This window comes from Saltatorellus ferox (assembly GCA_007751475.1).
Classification (GTDB): domain Bacteria; phylum Planctomycetota; class UBA1135; order UBA1135.
The window spans coordinates 4,442,004-4,465,667 of sequence record CP036434.1 but is presented as its reverse complement, the minus strand read 5'-3'; the positions used below and the strand labels follow the sequence as shown (position 1 = coordinate 4,465,667).

The following is a 23,664-nucleotide window of genomic DNA, read 5'->3' as shown; positions in this document are numbered from 1 at the left end:
CCCTTGGGCAGAGGAAGCGGGACTCGTTCTCTCCGACATCTCCATGCGTATCGCCTCATCCATTCTGCTCGTCGCCCTTGGCGCCTCTGCCTGCGTAGACTCCGAAGGGACTCGGCCTGCGGCCGGTGGAGCGCTTTCGCCTGCGAGTGGAGATCAGGGGGGAAGCGTCGCCGTGCCGTTCTTCCCGGAGTCTGCGCCTACGTCACAGGACTACGGCCCGCATCAGGTTCAGCTGGGGAATGCAACGTTTGCTTACCTCACGCGTGTCGCCGTACCGGCAGAGGCGATGCCACTTCTCCCGTCGGGGATCGGAGGCACGGTCTTCACGTACAGCCTGTTCGTCGAGTCGACGCAGGCGATCGAGCTCTTCGCGCTCTTCGTTCCGGACTCGCCAGCCGGGCAGCGGCGTCCGCTCCTGACGGCGTTCCACGGCTTCGGGACGTCCCACAGGGACATCGACGTACGTACGAGATTCTTCGTCGAAGCGGATGACCGCGACTGGTTCCTCGTGGCGCCCCTGCAGCGCAACCTCGCGGATCCAGCGGGGGATAACTTCGATATCAACTACGCGAGCGCGCAGAGCCAGCTGCACGTGGAGGCGGTGATTCAGTTCATGCTGGAGAACTACGCGATCGATCGGGATCGCCTCTATGGCGTCGGTTTCTCGATGGGCGGAGGCAGCGCACTCAGCTACGCGGCTCGACACAGGGATCGTTCGACGGGCGCCTTCGCGGCCGTCGTCAATCACACGGGGTCCGTCGCCCTCGAGAATGAGTACGCGAACCTCCCGGTCGCGAGTCCCGTGATCGACATCATGGAACTGATCTTTGGCGGACCGCCGTCGGCGACACCCTTCGAGTGGCAGCGCTCGTCGCTGATCGAACTCGACGCCCAGGGAGAGATCCTCAGCGGCGGGCGCCACATGGCTCGAAACCTGGGCCCGGTCCCCACGCAGACGTGGTTCAACTCCGATGATCACCTCGACCATCTCAGGAATCAGTCCCAGAAGCTCGACCAGTTCATGCAGGGTCTCGTGGGCGCCGATCACTCGCTGGTCGTCGTCCCCGGGCAAATCCCGAACTGCGACGGGCAGCACTGCTGGTCCACGCTAGACCAGACGATGGCCTGCGACTGGCTGGAACAGCACTCTTTGAACGGCCAGCCGCTCCAGGGGACCGTGCTCGCCGATCGGGCAGGGAACTGGGAGTACTTCAAGCTCAAGCAGGACGTCAACGGCCAGTTCTCGTCGCTGGACTATTTCGTCGATCCGCTCGGGAACTCTCTCACGCTGGCGAGTCCGGAGAACGTCGGTCAGATCGAGACATCCATCGCCACACTGGGGCTGGATGCTGCCTCCTCCCTGAAGGTCAGCCTGGAGGGGTTCGGGCTCTCGACCTGCCGCCTGGTCTTCACGAATGCTCTTTCGCCGCCCGTGGCCATCCTCCGGGATAGTCTGGTACTGGACGAGGATTGTTCGGGCACCTCGTCTGGCCCACAATGGTGCTACGACCCGAGCGAGGGGACCCTCACCCTGCTCGAGGACGAGCCGACCCTCACCAGCTGGATCCTTCAGTTCTGAGAGACTTTCTGCGAAGGGCGGCCCATCCTTTGCCCCTGGAGCCACCATGAGCCCACTCCCTCGATCTCGCCCTGGTTCGATTTCCGTGCGGCTCACGTCGCTGGCGACGGTGCTGGTACTGATCTCATGCTCCGGAACGGCGAAGGTCGGGACGGACACTGGATCTGGGGCGTCGGAGTCGAAGGGCGGCGGCATGACGCTGGAGAGAGCCTTCCAGGGAACGCTGGGGGGCGGGGGCAATCTGAACGACATAGGTCCCGCCCAGATCACGCAGAGTCAGGCCGCCTACGCATGGCTCACCTCGGTCGCGACGCCGACGGAGATCGCGCCACTCCTTGCCGCAGGCGTCGGTGGGACGATCCTGAACTACAGCGTCTTCGTGGAGGCGACCCAGGGGGTCGAACTCTTCTCGCTGTTCGTTCCCGACTCACCGCCGTCGCAGCCGCGCCCGCTCCTGGCTGCCTTCCATGGCGCGGCCACCTCCCACGGGGACATCTACTACCGAGCGCTCGACTTCTTCGTCGAAGCCGACCAGCGCGACTGGTTCCTGATCGCCCCGCTCCAGGCGAACCTCACGGGGCCCATGGACGTGAGCTACGCGAGCGTCCAGAGCCAGCTGCACGTCGAGACGCTCATCGAGCTGATCCTAGATACCTACGCGATCGATCGCGACCGGATCTACGGGGCTGGTTTCTCGATGGGGGGCGGCAACGCCCTCAGCTACGCGGCGCGCCATCGCGACCGGCGCACCGGTGCGCTGGCGGCGGTCGTCAATCACACGGGCTCGGTCGCTCTCGCGGATATCCACGCCAACGCGCCTCCTTCGATCGCGGCGGTGATGGAGGTGATCTTCGGCGGACCGCCGTCCGGCCCGGTGTTCGAGTGGCAGAGGTCCTCGCTGATCGAGCTCGATGCTGCCGGGTCGCTGCTTCCCCAGGGGAAGCACATGGCGAAGAACCTGCAGCACGTGCCTGTCCAGACGTGGTTCAACAGCCAGGACATGTTCGGCTACCTGCGGAATCAGGCGCAGCAGTTCAGCACGTTCATGCAGTCGCTGGGCGGGACGCAGCACCAGATGATCACGGTTCCGGGCGGGATTCCTCTCTGCGCTGGCCAGCACTGCTGGGGCACGCTGGATATCGGGAGTGCCTGCGATTGGCTCGCGCTCCAGAGCCTCGACTCGAATCCCGGAGCCGGAACGGTGCTGGTCGACAGGGACTCGCGATGGGCGAACTTCGACGTGAAGCAGCGTCTGGCGGGCGCGTTCTCCTCGTTCGAGTTCACGATCAACACGGCCACGAACGAACTTCTCGTTCGGTTTCCCAGGAACGTGAAATCGCTGGCCTGTCGTCCGGCGAAGCTGGGCCTTTCGGTCGGCGCGCCGCTCGTCCTTCGTACCAGCAGCGCCGAGTCCGCCGGTACGGCCTTCGAGATGGGCGGTTATTCCAACGCTCCGACATCGGTGCAACGGAACGGTGTCGCGCTGGGCGCCACTTGCGGCGGCGCGGCGAACGCGATCGGTTGGTGCTACGACGCCCTGGCGGAGACGGTCACGATCCGCGAGACGAGCAACCTCTCCGTCCAGTGGCGGATTCAGTAGGTCGCTCGCGGATCGAGGCGCAGGGCGCTACTTTCCGGCTTTCGCGGGCTCCGGCTTCCGGGCTTCGACCCGAGTGACGGTGTAGCCGCGGCGACGCATCAGCTCGACGACGCCCAGCTGGGCGGGGCGGCTCTCTGGGGTCGCGTCGTTCGTGAGCGGGGCGTCGGGCCCGACTTCTGCAGCCGGGGCATCGGGAAGGTGCAGCGCGCCGATGGCGAAGAAAGAGGTCTTGTCCGGATGGGCTGACATCTCGCTCTCGATGCGCTCGGCGAAGCGATGGTTTCGCTTCCAGAGGATCTCGTCTTCGGCGCGCTCGCGGATCTCAGGGTCGTTGCCGAATCCGTCGTCGAGCAGGGAGACGAGGGTCTTGCTATCGCCGGACATCCAGGCGGCGATCATCTCTTCCATCACCTTCCTTCCTTCGGCTTCGTACTTGTCGAGGAGATCGAGGGAGTCGCGGAGCATCGTGACCTGTTCGTCGCGGGAGAAGCCCTGGAAGACGGAGAGCTGCTCTTCGATGGTCTCGAGTCCGGCGACGGCCTTCCCGTCGGCGGCCGCCCGCTGGTAGAGCATCTTGTCGAGCGGCGGGTTCGTCTGGAGCTCCGCGAGGTAGTCGATCATGGGGAGGAGTGAGCTGACGGCCCAGGGCTCCATGCCGCTCAGGGCGGAGGCCATCGCAGCCGGGTAGCCGGCCTTGATGAACTGGCCTTCGATCCGGGACCAGGTGTCGGCACCGACGAGCTGGGGAAGCTTGACGCCAGCAGGGAGCTGAGCAGCGGCCTGACCGCGGGCCTCGGACTCCGGGGTGGCTTCGATCTCGGCGTAGAACCGGTCAGACCCGTCGAAGGCGGCGACGACGGAGACGGGGAGGGTGACGACCCGCTTGTCGGGGAGGTGGACGGTGCCGTAGAGGAACCCGGAGGTGCCTTTCCCGTCGATCTGGTAGAGGAAGGGAGTGGAAATCACGTCCTGATTCAACGCCCCATCCGTTTTCCGAGCGGGGGACTGCCCGGGGAGGAGCGAGACGAAGAAGCCGAGCGCGGCGAGAAATGTTGCGTGTGCCATGGGGGAATCCTGAGCCAACCCCCGCCGACATCGAAGCAAAACCAGCCCATTCCCTGCCGGATTTGCGAACCCGAGCCCGGCGACCAGCCGGATCGCCCCCAGCCCTTGATCCGGCAGAGACCCTGAGCAGCTTGGGTCCCTTGACTCGGCCCAGCGGCGATCCCCTGCCTCCAAGCCCCATCCCCAGACCTCAGAATGATGCTCGTGCGCGCGGCGCTCCATCCGCGTCAGCGGATGGGCCAGAAACATCCCACGCTCCATCCGCGTCAGCGGATGGGCCAGAAACATCCCTTTTTCGTAGCCCGCGCTTCGCGCGGCCTACGAAAAAGGGCCGGTGAGCTAGCATCACCGACCCGAGGGAGAGAGGAGTCTACCGAGCTTCCCGGGTAATCAGCGGCTCGCAACGCTAATCACCTCTCGCCAGACTCTCATGCGCGACCACTCCGAAGAGCGGCCGCGCTGAATGATAGTGTGAAAATGGGGTCTGGGAAGAGGGAGGTTCAAGAAATTGCAGATGTCCCTCGGCTGGGCCGGCGCCGCCGCCACGACCGCCAGGGAATGAGGGCGATGCGCACAGCTGTCCAAAAGGAGACGTCGATCGGCGCAACGGCCCTTCTAGCCCGCCTGGCGGCGGTTCTGGCCCCCCGATTCGGGATGGGGGAGCGGGCCCGGCACGTCGCCGAGGGGGTCGTGACCGGGACCTTCGGACTGGAAGAATTCCCCATCGCCAGATTCCTCGGAAAGCAGGGTCTCCGCGAGCAGGACGAGCGTTTCGATGGCTTCCTCGCGCACTTCGCGCTGGCCGTCACGATCGAAGGTCTCGCGCAGGACGACCAGAGCACCGCACGGACCGAGGGAGAAAGTGAGGCCTGGTCCATGGCTGACTTCGGTCCCGCCCGGCAGCAGGTTCGGCTCGGGGGTCGTTCCGCCGAAGCCGCGCCGCTGTTCCCAGCGTGCGCCGCCGTTCGAGTGCGTCCAGAAGGTAGCTGCCCTGGTCAGGCCGAGGGCGACGACCGCGCGGAGCAGCGTCCTCACGACCGCGTCGTCCCCCTCATCCGTCGCAGCACGAACGAGGTCGAGGGCGACCCCGTCCAGCGAGAGCTCGCTGTCGGCGGCTCCTGAAGTCTGGAGGAAGGCGGTGATGTCTTCCGGGCGGTTCTCTGGCTCTTTCACCCCCGGATTATCGAGCCGATGGGCAGATGCCTTGAGCGGGTCCCAGGCCCAGGAGAGACTCGCAGCCACGGCTTCCGCGGCTATCCTCGTGGGATGAACATCCCAGGACTTGGAATCGACCCGGAGGCGGAGGGAGCGGACCTCGCGTCGCTCCCCTGGCGCGCCACCCGGCACGCAGGGATCGAGTGGCTGGACCTCGTCACGGAGGACTCAGGGCGGGGGCCCGGAAAGGCCTCGACGGTCCTGATCCGCATGGCGCCGGGCTGCGGGTACCCCATGCATCGACACCTGGGGCCCGAGGACGTGCTCGTGCTCGCGGGCGGCTATCGCGACGAGGACGGGCGGACCTACCGCGCAGGAGACTTCGTCCGCTACCCCGCCGGAAGCGAGCATACGCCGGTGGCTCTCGGGGGCGTCGAGAAGGAGGGCCAGGCGCTTCCCGCATGCGTCCTCTTCGCGGTGGCCCACGGCGGCACCGTCGTTTCCCGGGACAGCGGGCCGCCCCCGGCAGATTTCGCTGGCGCGGACGAGCCGCGGACTCGTTCCGAGGAATAGACCTTCTCTGCCGCGGCATGGTCGTCAGGCCCGGTCGCCTCAGATACTTTTCGCCCGTGCTTGACGATCGCAGGGCGGACGGCTATCTTCCCGCGCCTCGAAAGTCGCGTGCTGCGGCTCGAGATCGGCGGTGTAGCTCAGTTGGTTAGAGCAGCGGAATCATAATCCGCGTGTCGGGGGTTCGAATCCCTTCACCGCTACCATTCCTACACAAGAGCACCCCGGCTGGACCTTGGTCCAGCCGGGGTGCTCTCTTTGTTCCCCGATCAGGTGTGCGCCGGGCCTATCGGATGAACATCAGCTCCCGGTATTTCGGGAGCGGCCAGAGATCGTCGTCGACCTCCTTCTCCAGTCGGTCCGCCACGTCCCGAACCTGGACCATGGCCGGGACCACGTGCTTCAGCATGGCCTGCGCATGCTCGATGGGTTCGTGGCCCTCCTCGAGGCCCTCGACCTTCTCCATGGCCGCGCGCAGATCCGCGACGCGTGCCTGAAGCTGGCCTGTGAGCTCGCAGGTGAGTCGGAGCGCCTGGACCTGTGCATCGACCGGCAGGCTCGCGTCGATCTGACGGACGGCCTGGGTGGTCTCCGCGAGCTGGCGCTGGGCGGCGATGGCTGCTGGCAGGATGATCGTGGCCGCCATGTCGACGGTGGCCCGGGCCTCCACCCGAATCCTGGATACGTAGATCTCGCTCGCCACGTTCCGGCGCGACTCGAACTCGTCGCGCGTGAGCACGTGGTACGCCTCGAACAGTGCCGCGTTCTTCTCGGAGTCCATGGCGGCCAGAGCTTCCGGCGTGGTCCGGCGGTTCAGAAGCTCACGGCGCGCAGCCTCCTCGACCCACTCTTCGCTGTAGTTGTCCCCGTCGAAGAGAATCCGGCGGTGTTTGGCGAGCGTTTCCCGGACGACCTCCTGGATCGTCGTGGCGCTCGAGCCGCCGCGGGCCTCGATCTCGTTCGTGATGTGATCCATCGACTCCGCCACGATCGTGTTGAGGAACGCGGCCGGGTAGGCGACGGACTGGTTGGAGGAGACGGCGCGGAACTCGAACTTGTTGCCCGTGAAGGCGAACGGAGAGGTCCGGTTCCGGTCCGAGATGTCCTTGGGAAGCTGCGGGAGTGCGTCGACTCCGAGGCGCAGGCTCTCCTGGTCCGGCGAGTCGGGGCTCCGGCCCTCGATCATGGCGTCGATGACCTCGCTGAGCTGGTCGCCGACGAAGATCGAGATGATCGCGGGCGGCGCCTCATTCGCGCCCAGGCGATGGTCGTTGCCGGCGGAGGCGATCGAGACGCGCAGCAGGTCCTGGTGCAGGTCGACCGCGCGGATGATCGCGGTCAGGACCAGCATGAACTTCAGGTTCTCGTGGGGCGTCTTGCCGGGCTCCAGCAGGTTGTTGCCCAGGTTGTCGCCGATCGACCAGTTCATGTGCTTGCCCGAGCCGTTGAAGCCCTGGTACGGCTTCTCATGCATCATGGCGACGAGGCCGTGGCGCGATGCGACGTCGCCGAGCACGCTCATCGTGAGCATGTTCTGGTCGACGGATACGGAGACTCCTGAGAACTGTGGAGCGAGCTCGAACTGGCTCGGCGCCACCTCGTTGTGCCGCGTCATGACGGGGACGCCGAGGAGCCAAAGCTCCTTCTCCAGGTCGCGCATGAAGTCGAGCACGCGGACCGAGATCGAACCGAAGTAGTGGTCGTCGAATTCCTGTCCCTTGTAGGGTGCGCAGCCGAAGAGCGTGCGTCCCGTGGCCATGAGGTCGGGGCGCAGGTGGTAGAACTGTTTGTCGACGAGGAAGTACTCCTGCTCGATGCCCGTGGTCGGTGCGACGCGGGTCACCGCGTTCTCGCCGACGGACTGAAGCATGCGCACGGCGGCCTTCGAGATCGCCTGGCAGGAGCGAAGGAGCGGCGTCTTCTTGTCGAGCGCGGCGCCGGTCCAGGAGCAGAACACGCTTGGAATGCAGAGCGTCGCGCCGCTGGCGGACTTGCGCAAAAATGCCGGAGAGGAGGGGTCCCAGGCCGTGTACCCGCGGGCTTCGAAGGTGGCGCGGAGTCCGCCGCTCGGGAAGGACGAGGCGTCGGGCTCGCCCTGACTGAGCTGACGCCCGGAGAACTTCAGGATCGCCGTGCCGCCCTCGGTCGGGCGCAGGAAGGAATCGTGCTTCTCCGCGGTGAGCCCGGTCATGGGCTGGAACCAGTGGGTGTAGTGGGTCGCGCCATGTTCGACGGCCCACTCCTTCATCGCGTTGGCGATCTCGTCCGCGATGTCGGCCGACAGCGTCTTTCCGCTGTCGATGGTCTCCCGCAGGGCCATGTAGACGTTGGCTGGAAGTCGCTTTTGCTGGACCTCGTCACCGAAAACGTAGCGACCGTACGAGTCGGAGAGCGACTGTCCCTCCATTCCGGAGATGTCTTCACGAACGTCGAAGAGCGCGTCAGTCGCGATGGAGCTGACGGCGGCCTGGCGGGTACTGGCCATCATGGCGTATGGGGGGCGATGAGCCCTGGGGCGGTGTTCTGGGCCCCGATGGAGGGGGGCCCGGGCTTTGAATCCCGGCTGCACTCGACGGGCAGCCTGGGGCTCGGTGGATGTCCTGGAAGCCGCCGCATCCGGTCGAGCGCTGTCATGGAGGACGCCGCGGCCGGCGAGGGACCGTACCGACATCGCAGCTCCGAAGAAACGGTGCCGTCGACTTTCCAGGCCCGCACCAGTCGAACGCGCGACCTGAAGTCGGTCTGGACGCCACCTGATTCCCCTCTCATGGAGTCACGGGGCCTCTTCGGGTCGCGGGGCGGCTGACCGCAGGGAAACCCGGTGCGCGCGACGCCTGTCTCCGTCATGATGTCCCGGGTATGTCGACGACGCGCACCACTCGCCCCGGCCCCCTCCCTCGTTCGTGGAAGCGGCTTTCGCTGCTTCCCTTCTGCCTCGCGGGCGCGATGGCAGGAAGCTCCAGTTGCGTCTTCCTTCCGCCAGGTACTTCCGTCAAGGGATTGTCGGCGCTCTCCGGCGAGCCGCCGGTCGTGCTGAGTCCGCCACCTTCGCTCGGCGTCCATCCGGACGGCTCGCCCGCGCGGGCAGGCGGAATGGAACCCGTATGGCAAGGAGGCACCCGGGACGCCGATCTCATCCACGTGGCGCTCAGGGCGTCCCTCGACTTCGAGTCAGGCCGCATCGTCGGCACGGTTCAGAACGCGTTCCGATCGCTTCGGGCAGGAACGGACCGAATCCGGCTGCACTCCCGAGGGATCGAGATCCGCGAGGTCACCGGGGGCGATGGCCAGGCGCTCGGCTACCGCGAACGCGACGGCTTCCTCGAGATCTCGCTCGAGACCCCGATGGCGGTGGGCGACGAGGCGAGCATCGAGGTCGAGTTTTCCGCGACCCCGGCATCTGGCTATCACTCCTCGCTCACGCGCGGCGAAGAGTTTGCGCCCAGCGCCCATGGAAGCTCGTTCCCTGACGGCCTGCGGCCCTGGATTCCCACCTGGGATGCGCCCGGAGAACTGGCCACCATGGACACCCAGATCGTGTTGCGCGACGACCTCAGCGCCGTGGCGAACGGTGTCCTGATCGCCGTGGATACGCTGCCCGGGGCGGGACCGGGGCAGAAAGTCTTCACGTGGCGCTCGCTGACGGAGATCCCGGTCCGGTCGATGGCGATCGCGGCGGGCGCGTTCGACACGTTCGCCGCCAAAGCGGGAGAGACCGAACTCTACTTCCACCTGCCGGCGGGGACGGACCCCGAGACGGCCCAGCGGACCTTCGGTGAGTCCACGGCGGTCCTCGAGTACTTCACCCGCAAGCTGGGCCGACCGTTTCCGTTCCCCCGCTACGACCAGGCGGTGCTTTCCGACCTGCCTGCCCTGATGCTGGACGGAGCGAGCCTGACGATGATCGACGCGACGGAGCTTCCGAGCGTGGCCGACGAGCTGGATGATCGCCGCGAGCGACCCCGGCGAACGGTGGCACGCGGCGCCGCGCGCAAGTGGTTCGGCGCCTGGCTAGCTCCTCTACAGGAGCGGCATCGGTGGCTCCTCGACGGCCTGGCACTGACCCTCGAACTCGACTACGAGTCCCGCGTACGGGGCCTTCCCGAGGTGGAGCTGGAGTGGGATTCACTCCGCGATTCCGTGATCCGTCGGTCGGAGGAGCGGCTCGTGGTCGAGTCCTCGGAGGGCGTGGTCGTGGCGCTGGCGCGCGAAGAGATGGCCGAGCGGGCTGCCTGGGTCCTGCGCATCCTCCGCGCTCGACTGGGCGAGGAAACGTTCTGGAGGCTGATTCAGGCATTCGTCGGCCGGGACACCGGTCGGCTCGTGACGGTCGAGGACTTCCGCCGGCTCTGCCTCTCGCTCACCGGACTCGACATCGGTCCCGAGATCGCGCAGTGGACCGGGCGCGTGACGGTTCCCGAGCTCCACATCCGGTTCCAGAGGCGCAGCGTGAAGGGCGTGGGGGAGTCCCTCGGGATCGTGGTCGACCAGGTCCAGCCGGGACCGCTCTTCCGGGTCTCCCTGCCGATCGAGGTGCACTTCGCCGGAGGCATCGTCCGGTTCGAGGAACTCGTGATCGACAAGAAGACGAACCTTGTGATCGTCCCGCTGGACGATCGAGTGGTCGACGTCGCGATCGACCCCGAGGGCGTGGTCCTCGCCAGCTTTTCGATCGAGAAAGACGATGCGTCCTGGATCGCCCAGGGCTCATTGTCGCGCTCTTCGATCGACCGCGCGCGTGCTCTTCCGCGTCTCGACGAGCTGAGCGCGACGAGCGAGGAAGCGCGTGCGGCGCTGATCCGGATCCTTCGGATGAGCCCCGAGCCGTCACTTCGGGAACGGACGACGCAGTGGATGCGATTCCAGGGACCAGCCTGCAACCTCGCGCTCAAGCAGGCCGCCGCCGAGGATTTGAGCCCGCTGGTCCGGCGGGCAGCGCTGCACAGTCTGCTGCAGCGTTTTGCCCAGGGGGACTGGATCCCCGGGGCGGATGAACTCGAGCTTTTTCTACAGATGGAACAGCGGGAGACCTCCCCGGCCGTCCTGGAGAAACTGGAGCAGATTCGCAAGACCGTGCCTCAATCCGAGTAGTCATGTTGGGGTGACTGCGGTAACGGCGCTTGCACCGCCCTGGACGCCCAGCCGCTGGATCGAGGCCCTCCCTATCTGGCGGGATCGGCTATCATGGAGGCGATCCGCCCACTCCCTGCCATGCTCGACACGTCGCCTCATTCATCTGACGGGAATCCCGAAGAGGAACCCGGTCAGGGGTCCGTCCCGGCGGATCCTGGCAACGATCTGTTCATCGTGCTCTACAACGAGCTACGTGCGATGGCGGAGAGGGCCATGTCGGGTCAGCCGGCCGAGCACACGCTGCAGCCCACGGCCCTCGTGAACGAGGCCTACTTACGGGTGATGGCGGCCTCCGAGCAACCGCTCTCGGATCGGACCCACTTTCTCTCCGTCGCGGCCCGCGTCATGAGGAATCTGCTGGTCGATCATGCCAGGAAAAAGAGCGCGGGCAAGCGAGCGAGCAGCGGGGTTCGTGTGGAGCTCGATTCCGTGCTGGCTTCCTTCGAGGAATCCGCCGAGGACATCGAGGCGCTCGACTTCCAGCTGACGGAGCTGGCGAAGAGGGATCCGCAGATGGCCCAGGCCATCGAACTTCGCTTCTTCGCTGGCGCCAGCGTGGAGGAGACGGCCGAGGCCGTCGGCCTGTCGGTGCGAACGCTGGAGCGCAAATGGAAGACGGTGCGCGTGTTCCTGCGATCCCAAATGGGCGAGCACTGATGGGAGAGCAGTGATCCGCCGGTCCAGGTGACCTCTACTGGCTGCGGGCGCACCGGAACCCGATGCGATGGGTGACGAACTCGGGACCATCCTGGATGGGGGAGTGAGAGGCAGGGAGGGTGTACTTGAAGGAACCGGCTAGCCACGACCCCCCCGACTTGAATCGCTCCTTCGGGTTGCATTCGAAATGGCCTTCCATGGAGTCGGTGATGAAGAGAGACCCGTTGATCTCGTCCACGTTCCCCAGCAGGTGGTAGACACCGTCCTCGGTGGCGGCTTCCGGGTGGGATCGAGCGGGGGCGACAGCGCCGAGGTACATCGTGAGGAGAGGCGTGACCTCCGGGGTCGGCACCATTCGCTGGTTACAATTGCCCAGGTAGTCGGCGACCGTCCGGTCATCGGTCCAGGGATAGATTCGTCCTCGCGGGCCTCGAGCAGCGTAGAGCCACTCGGCGTAGGTCAGGAGGCGTTTGCCTCGCCATTCGGCGTAGGCCTGGGCGTCGGAGGGCATCACGCAGACCACGGGAAGCTCGTCCCAGTCCTCGCGGTAGTTCGCCGGCGTCTTCGGGAGGGTCGGATCCCAGTTCGCGGAATCTCGCCACAGGAGAGGGGGCCGATGGCCGGTGGCCTTCACGAACTCCGCGTACTCACCGTTCGTGACCTCGTACTTGTCGATCCAGTACGGGGCGAGGTGGAACTCGATCCCGGCGAGGTGAGCCACCGTGCCATCCTCCGCTGAATAGGTCACGGGTACGGGCTCGATCAGCACCATCTCGTCGGTGTTTGCCCGCTCGTCCTCGACCGACGGTGGTGAGAGGCGAAATGCGTCGCTCGTGACCCACGCGATGCGATCGAACTCCGCGACGATACGGTCCTCCACGCGAACGGACACGAGGTAGTGGCCTGGTGGCGTGGAGAACCTGGCCGGGGAGGGGCCCATTTGGATCGCGGGGCCAGGGATGCCCGTGAGGGAATCGAACTCCTGCAGCCAGACGACACCCCCCGGCGCGTCGATCTCCCATCGCTTGTCGGCATGGTCCTCGATCACAAGCTCGGCCAGTCCCACCTGGCGACGAATCTCGTTCATTTCCAGCACGACGGTGGTCCCCCTCACGATGCGCGCCGTGGGCGTACGCCAGGGTTCCAATCCCCTGGGTTCTTGAACCGCCTCGAGGACCTCTTCCTCACCCCGGGAAGCCCTCCTTTCGGTGGCCGCGTCCAGGTGCCGGAGCGCCTTCTCCAGCGCCTCCCGATCGGACGAACTCAAAGCGGAGGTCAGCTCGCCGAGTCCGACGACGGCGGCGCTGAGATTCCTCAGGGCTGGAAGCTCCTCCACTTCGCGGTCGTCCATCGTCAGGTAGTCGTCGACGCTCGCGACCAGACCGGCGATCTCCAGTCGTCGCGCTGCTTCTCGAAACGTCATGGCGAGGGCGATCACGGCCATGGCGGTGATGGACGCGGCGGTGATGGACGATCGATTTCTCCGGACCCAGCGGGCCATCTTTCTCGCGAGCGGCAGCGGACGAGCAAGGATCGGCTCGAGGTGGAGCGCGCGCCGCAAGTCTGCAGCCATGTCAGCCGCGCTCTGATAGCGATCGGAAGGCCGCCTGGCCATCGCGACCTCGCAGATGATCGCGAGGTCGAGCGGTGCGTTCCGGTTCACGCTGCGCACCGCGCGCGGCTCGCGCTCCACGACCCCCCGGAGAACCTCGATCGCCGACTCGCCTTCGATCGGTCGGCTGCCGGTCAGGAGTTCGTAGAGCACGACGCCCAGGGAGTAGACATCGGTGCGCCGGTCCACTTCCTCGGTGCGCCCCTCGGCCTGCTCGGGGCTGATGTAGTGGGGCGTGCCAAACACCTCGCCGGCGTACGACATCGAGGCTTCCTGCTGATCGAGCACCAGGCCGAAATCGCTCAGCTTGAGCATCCCGCCAGGCGCCATCAGAAGGTTGCTCGGCTTGACGTCTCGATGAACGACACCGGCGTCGTGCGCCGCCTGCAGCGCGTCTGCCACCCCGGCGATCAGGCCTGCGATCCCCGCGGGGTGCTCGAGTGCGGCGCTCTCCACCGGCCATTGGCGCTTCTCGAGATGCCTACGAGCTCTCAAGAGATCGTCCAGGCTGGGCCCCGCGACGTACTCCATGGTGAAGAAGTGAACGTCGTCGACCGTTCCCTCCGCGTGGATCGTGACGATGCCCGGGTGAGTGAGCCTGGCAGCAGCCCGCGCTTCCCGTCGGAATCGTTCCAGCTGCCGCGTCGTCTGGAGCACCGAGTGCGACAGCACCTTGAGAGCCACGGTTCTTCCCAGCCTGGCCTGCCGAGCGCGATAGACCACGCCCATGCCGCCGCGTCCGACTTCCTCCAGCAGCTCGAACTCACCGAGCTGCTGCGGTAGGACGATTTTCGGCGCGGCCTTCACGGGGGAGACGAGGAATTGATCCTCGATGTCCATGGCTCGGAACATCTTCTCCAGAGCCTCGCGGAGCTCCAGATCGTCGCGACATTCGACGTCAAGTCGCTGGACGCGCTCCTCCTCGCTCAGCTCGGCGAGCTGTTCGAAGAGAGATTCCATGCGCTGCCACGTCTCCGGTCCCACGGCACCGTTATGCACAAAAGGGGAGCCGCTGGCATCCGCGTCTTGCCAAGAAGTGCCGCGGAGGATTCAAGAAGTTGGCTCTTCTGCAGAATCTGTGGGTGGGAAGCGACTCAGTGATCGTGACTGTCTTGGAGTTTGGGGACAGTTTGTCGGGCTGTCGGGCTCATGGGCTGATGGGCTGATGGGCTGAAGGGCTGCTACCAAGACAACCAAGGAAGCGGAGGGAGCGGGAGCTTGGGAGGCGCGGCGGCCTTGGGAGGGATGGATAGGTGGGAGGAGGCGAGCTTGGCCCTGGCCCACGCCTTGTGACGGGGAGGCAAGAGTGAGAGGTTCGGGGGCGCGGAGTGCGAGTCGGCCGGTGGGAAAGGTCTGCCGAGTATACGGTTTCAGGGCGGATGGGGAATTTGGCTAGAGTGCCGAGTTTGGTCTTCAAAGTGTAGTTTGGAGGGTATTTGGGGTTGATGGATTGGATCGTTTTGGCTATGATTTTGCATGGCGAAAGCGCGCATGGGGAGGGCGGTTGTTTTGCAGGCCGTGTTTGGTTTTGCGGTGCCTAAGAAGCGTCGTGGGCCGAAGAGGACGAAGGATTCTCGGGTGGCCCATGGGAGTCGGGAAGAGATGAAGGGCGGTGTGGCGCATGTCACCATCAAGCTGAAGAGGGGGTTTCGGTCCCTTCGGAAGAAAGAAGAGATGGCGGTGCTGAGGGCGGCGATTGCGCGCGTGAATCAGGGCGAGCTGGTTCGGATCGTGGAGTTCTCGGTGATGAGCAACCACGTGCACTTGATCGTGGAGGCGGAGAACTCCGGTGACCTTTCGAAGGGGATGGCGAGTTTGAATACCGGGTTGGGACTGAACCGGCTCTGGGGCTGAACCGGCTTTGGGGGCGGGTGAGGCGAGGGAGCGTGTTTGCAGAGCGCTTCCATCTGGAGGTGATCACGTCGCCGACGCAGATGCGGAACGTTTTGAAGTACGTGCTGAGGAACGATGTGCACCACGGGCTCGGGTTGGGGATTCTGGATCCTTGTTCGAGCGCGATGTCGTTTGGCGGCTTTGTGGAACGGCGGGGGGCGTCCAAGGTCGATTGCGTGAGCGTGGAGGCGCAGAGCTGGCTCCTGCGAGTCGGCTGGACGAAGGGTGGGGGCAAGGGACTGCTCACGATCCACGACCTCCCGCGTGTCACCGGGGCTCTTCAGGCGTAGCTCGCGCCTCCGGGGTGCCTCCGGGGCGACCCGTTGCGGGACGGCTTCGCGACTTGCACTCTTCGCCTCCGTGACTCGACTTCTTGCCTACGTCTCTCAAGGCGGAGGCCAGGCCCAAGCTCGCGTACTTCCATCCCTCCATCCCTCACATGGGCGCCGCGCCCCCTCGACCCTCCCGCCTCCTCCGCTTCCTTGGTTGCATTGGCAGGAGTTCCGGAGTCGAGCGAAGTCCAGCGGATTCAACTCGAGGCGCAGCGCCCCGCGGTTTCATCATGGCTGCGGCGCTTCTGGCCCACAGAATCTGCTGAAGACCCAAGAAGTTCATGGCGGGATTTCACGCTCTCACCCGTTCGGTTGGGTGAACCCACGGAGGTCACCTCATGAAACAACACATCACCGACAAAGCCACTGCCACCGCCACGCTCCTCATCTCGACCGACACCGAGAAGGGATTCTCGCCGAAGCCGGAGTTTCGGCCGGAGTTCGAGATCAGCCGGGATGCCTACGAACGACTGCCTCGTCACTTCACCCTGACCGAATTGCCATTGCCCGCGGTGGTCGCCGCGGACTGCATCGAGAACTACGAGGCCCACCTCGGCTCGATCCCCGAGGAGGAGCGCGCTGAGTACGACCTCGACGTGGAGGACCGCTGGGGGGATCAGGCGGCCGTTCAGCGCTTCATGGATCGAGTGCTCAGGCAGACCTTCGACGGAGAACACTTCACCGTGGTCGCGGGCGCCGAGCACATCTTGGTGGGAGGCCTCTACATGATGCATCCCACGTACTCCTTCCAGATCGCTGACGCGGATGGAAAGGTCGTGGACTTCTACAGCGCCCCGGGGGGATTCGAGCAGCCAATCCGCATCGAAGCCAGGGTGCAGGTCACGCGGCCCTCACTCCTGCAGGCGGTCTAGGCATGGGCAGCTCGACGCTTCTCCCATCGATCGCGCAGGCCGCTTCGCCCATCTCCCAGGCGCTGGCGAAGCGACTGGGGCGAATCGAAACCATGCGCGCTCGGAATACCCTCGACGATCGCACCTACTTCGGGATGCGCTTCTTCCACGGGATCGAGTCCGCCGTCAAGGGAGGGACATCCGATCCGCAGGCACGTGCTGTCTTCGACGAGGTCACTTCCACACTGCGGTCACGAACGCTGACCCGCGGATGGGCCGCTCGCCGTCTCGCAGGTGATGCCGATCTCGGTCGCGGCGTCGCGACCCATCACTTCGATGAGCGCGCGTGGGAGGAGCGCGGGCTCGGCCTCGATCCCCGGTTGATGATGGGCTTCGCAGATCTCGTCGAACGAGCCGCAAACGCAGCCGGTGAACTCGCCGGAGTCGATCCGCTCACAGAGCTCTTCGGAGCGTTTCAGGGCTTCGTTCGAATGGACCTTGCGGTGCGGGCTGCGCCGGAGGAGAGCGCCACGGGTGACGGCGAACGGGAGGGCGTATCGCTCGGAGGCGAACCCGATTCGGCCAACTTCTTCAGCTTCGCCGAGCAGGCGTTCTGGAAGTTCGAGCGGGACAGCCGTTCTCCTTTCTGGCTCGAGCTTTCGCGGGCCGCCGTGGCCGCGCAGCCGATGTACCTCGCCGTGAATTTCCTGAAGGCGCGACGGTCGCCGCGTCGCCAGATCGACTACGGGCCGGACGACGTCCTTCATTCGCCCAGGGAGCGGCGGCGGCGCCTTGAACGGGCGCCTGCTCCTCAACGGCTGGAGGGAGCTTCGATCCTGGATCTTGCGCGGCATGCGGGCGAGAACGCCTGGAGAGGTTTCCTCGGTGGTAAGCCGCTCGGCTGAGGGACGGTGGCCGGGCCCGAAGGGGCCAGGTCGTGGGGAAATCGGATCCCTGCTATCCTGGCCCCATGCTTTCCATCCAACGAATCTCGCCGCTCGCTTTACTGCTCGCGCTGTCGGGGACGGCCGCCGCCGCGCCCCAGCGCGCCCACGCCACGGTCACGCGGTCCGGCCCGAGCCCATCTTCCACCGAGCGCGCCGCTCCGGCCGAACCGAGCGAGCCATGGCTCGGAGCCACGGACGCCGTTGAAGCTCGCCGCGGCGCACGCCCGGTCATTCTGCTCACCGGCTACTGGCCGCCCACGAACGAGTCCGTGCGCCGCTTCAGCCAGAACCCGACGAAGAACCCCGGCGGCTGGGTCGGCTCCGACTGGATGGGGCGCGGCTACGACGTCGTCTCGTACTTCCCCGAGTTCAACAATCCGAACTGCAGCAACTGTGGGAAGGGCTTCGGCGACCTGGAGGTGGACTACCAGGACACGACGGCCGACTTCGCGCGCATCACGGACATCCACCGCCCGATCGCCATCATCACGTTCAGCCGCGGCGGCGCCTTCCGTGAATGGGAGGTCGAGTCCAATCAGTTCAACTACTCGTTCTGGATCGATGACTTCGTCGCGCCACGCCAGCCCACGCCCGCCCCGCCGGACTCGACGGTCGCCTCCCATGCCACGCGTCTGTCTGCTCTGCCGATGCAGGAGATCGTCGACGACATCGATGCGTCGGGCCTCGGCCTCAACGCGTTCATCTGCTACACCCAGGGAGGCGGCGGCTACCTGAGCGAGTTCATCGCGTACCAGGGAGTCTGGTACCAGGCGCGGCATGCGGATCCCTCGCAGCCAGACTGGTGCATCGCCGCCGGGCATATTCACGTGGGTGCCCAGATCGGCTGGGCGGATGCCTCTTCGGCTGTCGACGTTTCGCTCACGAGCCTGGTCGACTACCTCGATCAGGTGCGCGCGTGCCCGCCGATCCAGCCGTACTGCGAGGGACTCGCGAACAGCGTCGGTACGGGAGCCCAGCTGTCGGCGGTGGGAAGTCCTTCGTTGGCCGAGAATGAGCTCCGCCTTCTGGTGCAGCGCGTCCCGGATTTTGCTGCTGGCCTCGTTTTCTATGGTCCGCAGACGGCGATGGGAACGATCGGCAACGGTCAGCTTTGTGTCGGCGGCGCGCTCACGCGGCTCCCGATCCCCGTCACCGCGAACAACCTCGGGGTCATGCGGTTTCCCATCGACGTGACGGCCGCGCCGCTGGGCATCGGCCCCATGGCCGTGACGCCGGGATCGAGCTGGCATTTTCAGGCCTGGTACCGAGACTCCGGTGCTGGAGCCGGTTCCAATACGACGAACGCGCTCTCCATCACCTTCTGCCCCTGACGCACAGCGTCGGTCCCCATGAATGCGTCCGCACGGGTCGTTCCCGCTCTCCTGATCCTTCCCGTGCTACTGTCGACCGGCTGGATCGCCAGCTGCACACGGGACGCGGCGGTCCCGGGCGAAGGTGGCGGGTCTGCTGGAGCTGCTGGGTCTCCGGCGCTCGTGCCTCCCCCGGAGCGACCTGCGCAGGAGGACAGCGCGCCGTTCCCTGGGTTCACGCTCGTGGCTCCGATCAGCTCGAAGCGAACGCACCTGCTCGACATGGCGGGGAACGAGGTCCATCACTGGGATAGCCCGGAGATGGCCGGAGAGTCCTGCTACCTCACGACCCGGGGGACGCTGCTCCGATGCCGGGAAGTGGCCGATCACCCGACGTTTCAGGACGCGGGCGGCTTCGGGGGCGGGGTCTTCGAGTTCGGGCCGCATGGGGAGATCCTCTGGGAGTTTCTCTGGGACAACGATCAGGGGCTCCAGCACCACGACATCGAGGAGCTGCCGAATGGCCACGTGCTCTTCGTCGCGTGGGACCGGAATACGCGGGAGGACGCGCTCGCTGCGGGCCGCGATCCGGAGCTTCTGGAGGGCGCCGAGTGGTGGTCGGGGGCGATCTACGAGGTGCGGCCCACGCGGCCCGTGGGAGGTGAGATCGTGTGGTCATGGCACACGCAGGACCACCTCGTCCAGAATTACGATCGTGAACTCGTGGGCTACGGCGAGCCGGCGGATCATCCAGGTAGGATCGACATCAATGGCGAGCGCGATCCCAAGCCGCCGAGCAAGAAAGAGGAGGCGGACCTCGCCGCGCAGATGAAAGCGGCTGGCTACGGAGGCGCCGATCCGGAGCCCGAGCCAGAGGAAGCCGAGAGCGAGCCTGAAGCCGAAGTCGACCCGGCGAAGGCGGCGAAGGAGGCCGCCGACAAGGCCCGCAAGGATCGCGTCCGCGATGCTGACTGGACGCACTTCAACGCGGTGGCCTACAACGCCGAACTCGACCAGATCGCGATCAGCAGCCGTCGCTTCGACGAGATCTGGATCATCGACCACGCCACGACCACCGAAGAAGCCGCTGGGCCAGCGGGGGATCTGCTCTACCGCTTCGGCAACGCATTCGCCTACGGAATGGGGCGCTGGAGCGAGCGCCGCTTCATGGGGCAGCACAACGTGCAGTGGATCCCGAAGGGCTACCTAGGGGAGGGCAACCTGCTCGTGTTCAACAACGGTGCGAGGCCGCGGCCGTGGTCGAGCATCGTGGAGTGGTGGGCGCCGCGGGACGAGAACGGGACGTACGTTCGAATGGAAGGGCAGCCGTTCGGTCCGGTGCAGTACGAGTGGAGCTACCAGGCGAAGGAGGTTCACTCCTTCCACGCGCCGTTCATCTCCGGGGTCCAGCGGCTGCCGAACGGGAACACGCTGATCTGCAGCGGTCCGGATGGCCGCGTTTTCGAGGTCACCCAGGAAGGCGAGACCGTCTGGGAGTGGCAGAACGATCTGGAGCTCCTCGGGCCGAACCTGGAGGATCCAGACGCCGACCGCATGAAGAGAGCGCTCTTCCGGGTCCTGCGCTACGGGGCCGACGCACCTGAGATCCAGGCGCTGCGCGACGCGGGCGTGGCGATCCCCGACTCCGCGGGCGAGGCGCCGCCGCTTGGCGCCAGCGCCGAGGCGTCGAGCGAAGAGAAGAAGTAACGGACTTCGCTACTTCTCCTGCTCGCGGATCAGCTCGACCAGCGTCTTCGCGAGATCGTTCGGCACCGGGATCGTCAGGTGATACTGCGCCATGCGCCAGCGGTCCGCCCCGCGCACGAACACGCCGGTTCCTCGCGTGACGCCATAGGAGCTGTTGTCGAGCAGCTCGTCGAACCACGCCGTCTGGCCGTCCTCGGACACGTAGACGTGCCGCTCGCTCGCGACGTAGGTCCAGCCACGTCCCTTCGAGAAGTAGGGCTCCGCGAACGAACGGAACTCGGCCAGCGTCCAGCGTTCGGTGGCGTCGGTCCCCATGTAGATCGCGCCCTCGGCGAAATGGGCGAAGTAGCGCTCGCCGTCCGCTTTCGACGCCGCGTCGTGGAAGTCGCGTAGGGCGTCCGCGACGCGAAGGGACTCGAGGGTGTGGAAGAGCGTCCGGGCCGTTGGGCTCCCGGGCGTCTGTCCTTCGTCTTCGGTGAACACGGCGATCGGAAGGCCACCGACGCCGCCGATGTCCCCGAGGTCCAGCCCGGGCGGCAACGTCGGCAGAAGCGTGAGCGAAGCGAACCGGTCCGGTTGGGCCAGCGCGAGCTTGGACGCGGTGCTCCCCCCGTCAGCGATACCCGCGAGGTGAACGCGGCCTCCCTCCACGGAGAATCGCTCTACCACGTGATCGAGGAGTTCGATCAGCGCGGGGAGGTTGGATCCGTCGGGCGTCCTTTCGGCGGCTGGGGTCGTCGGGATGATCACCGTCCAGCGGAGGCGCAGCGCTTCCTCCAGCCAGTCGAGCGGAAGGCCGGCCTCGACCGTCGACCGATGCTCCACGGCTGGCGGAAGGGCGACCAGTACCGGACCGGTGACGCCGGCCGCCATGCCTTCGGGGCGCACGACCTCGAACTGGAGGGGGGCGTTGGAGTCCGTGATGGATGGCTCCTGGGTCGCGGGCGTCTCGGCAACGCCAAGGAGAAGTAGAGCGGGGAGTACCAGGATCAGGGCGTGCATGGGAGGGGGGGCAGGTGGTGGAACGGACGGAGCCCCGCCCGCTTCGGGAGAGCCCCACTCTACCTGGGCCCTCGTCCGATCCCCCAGCGCCAGGGTTCAGGGGTCAATCCGTTTCATTTGGGGATTTTCCCTGTGGCGCAGGAATTCGATTCTCGTCGCCACGCGAAGCTGGTCGATCTCGTTGAGACATCAGGAGCCGAATGTCTACCCAGTCCCCTTTCGATGATTCCACCCCCAGCGGGGTCGAGCAAGAGCTGCTCTCGCTCGTTCTGGAGCTGATTCCGTTCGTGGTCTTCTGGAAGGACCGCGATTCTCGCTACCTGGGTTGTAACGCCGCCTTCGCAGGGCTGGCTGGGCTGTCCTCCCCTTCGGCCATCGTCGGCCTCCAGGACTACGATCTGCCGTGGACTCGCGAGGAGAGCGAGGCCTACAGAGCCGATGACCGGGCCGTGATCGAGTCCGAGAAGCCCAAGCTGCACATCGTGGAGACGCAGCTCAATAGCGAGGGCCGCCGAACCTGGATCTACACCAGCAAGGTGCCACTCCGCAACGGAGCCGGCGAGGTCATCGGAATCGTCGGCATCTTTGCTGACATCACCGAGCAGAGGGAGAACGAAGAGGAACTCCTGCGTACGCGCGGGCACCTGCAGGCTGCGATCCACGCCATGGACTCAGGTATCGTGATGTACGACCGCGAAGATCGCTTCGTGTTCTGCAACGACGAGTACCGGAAGATCTACGACACGCCGGAACACCTGCTGCGGGACGGCGAGCCCTACGAGGCCGTCCTGTGGGACTACGCGGTCACCCATCCTGAGGTCGGCGATCCCGCGACTTGGGTCACCGACCGGCTGGAGCAACATCGGCGCTGCGAGACGGAGTGGTTCCAGCAGCTGGGGACGCGGACCATCCGAGTCAGCGACACGCGCACGAAGGGCGGCGGCATCGTGAGCCTCCGAACGGACGTGACCGCGATGAAGCAGATCGAGGAGGAACTCCGCGACGCGAAGCGGGCGGCGGAAGACGCCAACGCCGCCAAGTCGGCGTTCCTCGCGAACATGAGCCATGAGATTCGCACTCCGATGTCCGCGATCCTGGGGTTCACCGAACTTCTGCTGGAGGAGGCGACCGATGAGTCGTCTCGTCAGGCGCTCGACACGATCAAGCGAAACGGAGAGAGCCTCCTTGGACTCATCAACGACATTCTCGATCTCTCGAAGGTTGAAGCGGGCAAGCTCGAGGCCACCCTCGAGAGCTGCTCACCGTTCGATCTCCTGAACGACGTCTTCGAGCTCCTCGCCGTCCGAGCGCGGGAGAAGGGCGTCGACCTCGTGATGGAGCGAAACGGTCCGCTGCCTGTGGCCATCGAGTCCGATCCGTCGCGCCTGCGTCAGATCCTCGTCAACCTCGCGGGCAACGCGCTCAAGTTCACGGACGAGGGCTGTGTGACGCTTCGCGCCTCCTGGCAGCCCGAAGCCGTCGGCGGCAAGCTCGTCTTCGAGGTCCAAGACACCGGCATTGGCATGACCGACGAGCAGCTTGGGCGCATTTTCCGTCCGTTCGGGCAGGCCGACAGCTCGACGACGCGCAACTTCGGTGGAACGGGGCTCGGGCTCACCATCTCTTCCCGGCTCGCTGAGCTTCTCGGGGGAACCATCGAGGCCCGTTCCGAAGCCGGAGTGGGGAGCACCTTTGCGCTCGCGCTCCGTGTCGACGAGAGCGTCGAGATTCAGCAAGGTGCGGGCCCGCGAGCCCCGCGAGAGGCCGCGGCGCCCGCGGCCCCGTCGATCCGGCTGGACGGCCTTCGCATTCTCCTGGCCGAGGACGGTCGAGACAACCAGAGGCTCATCACGCGCGTCCTGACCCGTGCGGGCGCCGAGGTCGAGGTCTGCGGCGACGGGATCGCCGCCGTCGAGGCGGCCGGGTACGGTTCCGGAGTCCAGGCTGGCTCGCTGGGCTTCGACGTCATCCTGATGGACATGCAGATGCCCAGGCTCGACGGGTACGGCGCGGCCAGGAGGCTTCGCCAGCGCGGGTGCGCGGTGCCGATCGTCGCCTTGACCGCCAACGCCATGAGCGGCGATCGCGAGCTGTGCCTGGAAGCCGGATGCGATGACTACTTGACGAAGCCGCTTCGGTTCGCCGATCTGGTGGGAGCCTGTGCGCGCTGGGGCCAGGTCACCGAGCAGCAGAGATCCGACGCTGGCTGACCGCCAGGCCCGAACTCGCTCTCGCCCATCTCGGTACTCGA

17 protein-coding genes and 1 tRNA gene are annotated in these 23,664 nt (G+C 66.0%); 13 read left to right on the top strand and 5 right to left on the bottom strand.

The window, feature by feature from the left end; all coding sequences use genetic code 11:
- Nucleotides 1-43: 43 nt before the first annotated feature.
- Together Poly30_RS15960 and Poly30_RS15955 are read left to right on the top strand one after the other, a co-directional pair.
- The gene (locus Poly30_RS15960; RefSeq protein WP_145199145.1) at nucleotides 44-1,579 is read left to right on the top strand and encodes an alpha/beta hydrolase family protein; all 1,536 of its coding nucleotides are present in this window, start codon (nucleotides 44-46) and stop codon (nucleotides 1,577-1,579) included.
- 46 nt (nucleotides 1,580-1,625) lie between these two features.
- A complete protein-coding gene (locus tag Poly30_RS15955; protein WP_145199142.1) occupies nucleotides 1,626-3,179 on the top strand; it encodes a hypothetical protein in 1,554 nt (517 codons plus the stop codon).
- A 27-nt stretch (nucleotides 3,180-3,206) separates the two neighbouring features.
- On the opposite strand, the gene Poly30_RS15950 is transcribed toward Poly30_RS15955, so the two are convergent.
- Together Poly30_RS15950 and Poly30_RS15945 are read right to left on the bottom strand one after the other, a co-directional pair.
- Nucleotides 3,207-4,244, bottom strand: a complete 1,038-nt coding sequence (locus Poly30_RS15950) for a TraB/GumN family protein (protein WP_419190247.1) — start codon at nucleotides 4,242-4,244, stop codon at nucleotides 3,207-3,209.
- Between the two features lie 615 nt (nucleotides 4,245-4,859).
- Nucleotides 4,860-5,417, bottom strand: coding sequence for a hypothetical protein (locus Poly30_RS15945; protein WP_145199136.1), 558 nt, complete (start codon nucleotides 5,415-5,417; stop codon nucleotides 4,860-4,862).
- A 93-nt stretch (nucleotides 5,418-5,510) separates the two neighbouring features.
- On the opposite strand from Poly30_RS15945, the gene Poly30_RS15940 reads away from it, so the two are divergent.
- Both Poly30_RS15940 and Poly30_RS15935 read left to right on the top strand, forming a co-directional pair.
- Nucleotides 5,511-5,972 (top strand): cupin domain-containing protein, encoded by a 462-nt coding sequence (locus Poly30_RS15940; RefSeq protein WP_419190246.1) that lies wholly within the window; start codon nucleotides 5,511-5,513, stop codon nucleotides 5,970-5,972.
- A 126-nt stretch (nucleotides 5,973-6,098) separates the two neighbouring features.
- Nucleotides 6,099-6,175, top strand: a tRNA-Met gene (locus Poly30_RS15935).
- Between the two features lie 80 nt (nucleotides 6,176-6,255).
- On the opposite strand, the gene Poly30_RS15930 is transcribed toward Poly30_RS15935, so the two are convergent.
- Nucleotides 6,256-8,376 carry a glutamine synthetase III family protein gene (locus tag Poly30_RS15930; RefSeq protein WP_419191371.1) on the bottom strand — a complete coding sequence of 707 codons (2,121 nt, stop codon included), beginning with the start codon at nucleotides 8,374-8,376 and terminating at the stop codon, nucleotides 6,256-6,258.
- A 452-nt stretch (nucleotides 8,377-8,828) separates the two neighbouring features.
- Between Poly30_RS15930 and Poly30_RS15925 the strand changes: the two genes are divergently transcribed.
- On the top strand, nucleotides 8,829-11,060 hold the full coding sequence (locus Poly30_RS15925) for a M1 family metallopeptidase (protein ID WP_145199131.1): 2,232 nt from the start codon (nucleotides 8,829-8,831) through the stop codon (nucleotides 11,058-11,060).
- Nucleotides 11,061-11,180: 120 nt separating this feature from the next.
- Complete coding sequence (locus tag Poly30_RS15920) at nucleotides 11,181-11,759, top strand: ECF-type sigma factor (protein ID WP_419190245.1); 579 nt, start codon at nucleotides 11,181-11,183, stop codon at nucleotides 11,757-11,759.
- Nucleotides 11,760-11,793: 34 nt separating this feature from the next.
- Here the strand turns inward: Poly30_RS15920 and Poly30_RS15915 are convergent, their stop codons facing one another.
- The gene (locus tag Poly30_RS15915; RefSeq protein WP_145199125.1) at nucleotides 11,794-14,331 is read right to left on the bottom strand and encodes a bifunctional serine/threonine-protein kinase/formylglycine-generating enzyme family protein; all 2,538 of its coding nucleotides are present in this window, start codon (nucleotides 14,329-14,331) and stop codon (nucleotides 11,794-11,796) included.
- Nucleotides 14,332-14,847: 516 nt separating this feature from the next.
- On the opposite strand from Poly30_RS15915, the gene Poly30_RS15910 reads away from it, so the two are divergent.
- The 6 genes from Poly30_RS15910 (at nucleotide 14,848) to Poly30_RS15885 (ending at nucleotide 20,411) form a co-directional block, all read left to right on the top strand.
- Nucleotides 14,848-15,225, top strand: coding sequence for a transposase (locus Poly30_RS15910; RefSeq protein ID WP_145199122.1), 378 nt, complete (start codon nucleotides 14,848-14,850; stop codon nucleotides 15,223-15,225).
- A 32-nt stretch (nucleotides 15,226-15,257) separates the two neighbouring features.
- Nucleotides 15,258-15,554 carry a hypothetical protein gene (locus tag Poly30_RS15905; RefSeq protein WP_145199118.1) on the top strand — a complete coding sequence of 99 codons (297 nt, stop codon included), beginning with the start codon at nucleotides 15,258-15,260 and terminating at the stop codon, nucleotides 15,552-15,554.
- Nucleotides 15,555-15,934: 380 nt separating this feature from the next.
- Nucleotides 15,935-16,468 carry a hypothetical protein gene (locus Poly30_RS15900; protein ID WP_145199115.1) on the top strand — a complete coding sequence of 178 codons (534 nt, stop codon included), beginning with the start codon at nucleotides 15,935-15,937 and terminating at the stop codon, nucleotides 16,466-16,468.
- Nucleotides 16,469-16,560: 92 nt separating this feature from the next.
- The gene (locus Poly30_RS15895; protein WP_145199112.1) at nucleotides 16,561-17,352 is read left to right on the top strand and encodes a hypothetical protein; all 792 of its coding nucleotides are present in this window, start codon (nucleotides 16,561-16,563) and stop codon (nucleotides 17,350-17,352) included.
- A gap of 65 nt (nucleotides 17,353-17,417) precedes the next feature.
- Complete coding sequence (locus Poly30_RS15890; RefSeq protein ID WP_145199109.1) at nucleotides 17,418-18,725, top strand: hypothetical protein; 1,308 nt, start codon at nucleotides 17,418-17,420, stop codon at nucleotides 18,723-18,725.
- 18 nt (nucleotides 18,726-18,743) lie between these two features.
- On the top strand, nucleotides 18,744-20,411 hold the full coding sequence (locus Poly30_RS15885) for an aryl-sulfate sulfotransferase (protein WP_145199106.1): 1,668 nt from the start codon (nucleotides 18,744-18,746) through the stop codon (nucleotides 20,409-20,411).
- A gap of 9 nt (nucleotides 20,412-20,420) precedes the next feature.
- Here the strand turns inward: Poly30_RS15885 and Poly30_RS15880 are convergent, their stop codons facing one another.
- Nucleotides 20,421-21,413, bottom strand: a complete 993-nt coding sequence (locus tag Poly30_RS15880; protein WP_145199103.1) for a nuclear transport factor 2 family protein — start codon at nucleotides 21,411-21,413, stop codon at nucleotides 20,421-20,423.
- Between the two features lie 200 nt (nucleotides 21,414-21,613).
- On the opposite strand from Poly30_RS15880, the gene Poly30_RS15875 reads away from it, so the two are divergent.
- The gene (locus tag Poly30_RS15875; RefSeq protein WP_145199100.1) at nucleotides 21,614-23,623 is read left to right on the top strand and encodes an ATP-binding protein; all 2,010 of its coding nucleotides are present in this window, start codon (nucleotides 21,614-21,616) and stop codon (nucleotides 23,621-23,623) included.
- The last annotated feature ends 41 nt before the right edge of the window (nucleotides 23,624-23,664 follow it).

Excerpts from the sequence above, each read along its gene's own strand:
- Poly30_RS15960 (WP_145199145.1), top strand. The coding sequence starts at position 44 with ATGCGTATCGCCTCATCCATTCTGCTCGTCGCCCTTGGCGCCTCTGCC.
- Poly30_RS15955 (WP_145199142.1), top strand. The coding sequence starts at position 1,626 with ATGAGCCCACTCCCTCGATCTCGCCCTGGTTCGATTTCCGTGCGGCTC.
- Poly30_RS15950 (WP_419190247.1), bottom strand. The coding sequence starts at position 4,244 with ATGGCACACGCAACATTTCTCGCCGCGCTCGGCTTCTTCGTCTCGCTC.
- Poly30_RS15940 (WP_419190246.1), top strand. The coding sequence starts at position 5,511 with ATGAACATCCCAGGACTTGGAATCGACCCGGAGGCGGAGGGAGCGGAC.
- Poly30_RS15930 (WP_419191371.1), bottom strand. The coding sequence starts at position 8,376 with ATGGAGGGACAGTCGCTCTCCGACTCGTACGGTCGCTACGTTTTCGGT.
- Poly30_RS15925 (WP_145199131.1), top strand. The coding sequence starts at position 8,829 with ATGTCGACGACGCGCACCACTCGCCCCGGCCCCCTCCCTCGTTCGTGG.
- Poly30_RS15920 (WP_419190245.1), top strand. The coding sequence starts at position 11,181 with ATGCTCGACACGTCGCCTCATTCATCTGACGGGAATCCCGAAGAGGAA.
- Poly30_RS15915 (WP_145199125.1), bottom strand. The coding sequence starts at position 14,331 with ATGGAATCTCTCTTCGAACAGCTCGCCGAGCTGAGCGAGGAGGAGCGC.
- Poly30_RS15910 (WP_145199122.1), top strand. The coding sequence starts at position 14,848 with ATGGCGAAAGCGCGCATGGGGAGGGCGGTTGTTTTGCAGGCCGTGTTT.
- Poly30_RS15900 (WP_145199115.1), top strand. The coding sequence starts at position 15,935 with ATGAAACAACACATCACCGACAAAGCCACTGCCACCGCCACGCTCCTC.
- Poly30_RS15895 (WP_145199112.1), top strand. The coding sequence starts at position 16,561 with ATGCGCGCTCGGAATACCCTCGACGATCGCACCTACTTCGGGATGCGC.
- Poly30_RS15890 (WP_145199109.1), top strand. The coding sequence starts at position 17,418 with ATGCTTTCCATCCAACGAATCTCGCCGCTCGCTTTACTGCTCGCGCTG.
- Poly30_RS15885 (WP_145199106.1), top strand. The coding sequence starts at position 18,744 with ATGAATGCGTCCGCACGGGTCGTTCCCGCTCTCCTGATCCTTCCCGTG.
- Poly30_RS15880 (WP_145199103.1), bottom strand. The coding sequence starts at position 21,413 with ATGCACGCCCTGATCCTGGTACTCCCCGCTCTACTTCTCCTTGGCGTT.
- Poly30_RS15875 (WP_145199100.1), top strand. The coding sequence starts at position 21,614 with ATGTCTACCCAGTCCCCTTTCGATGATTCCACCCCCAGCGGGGTCGAG.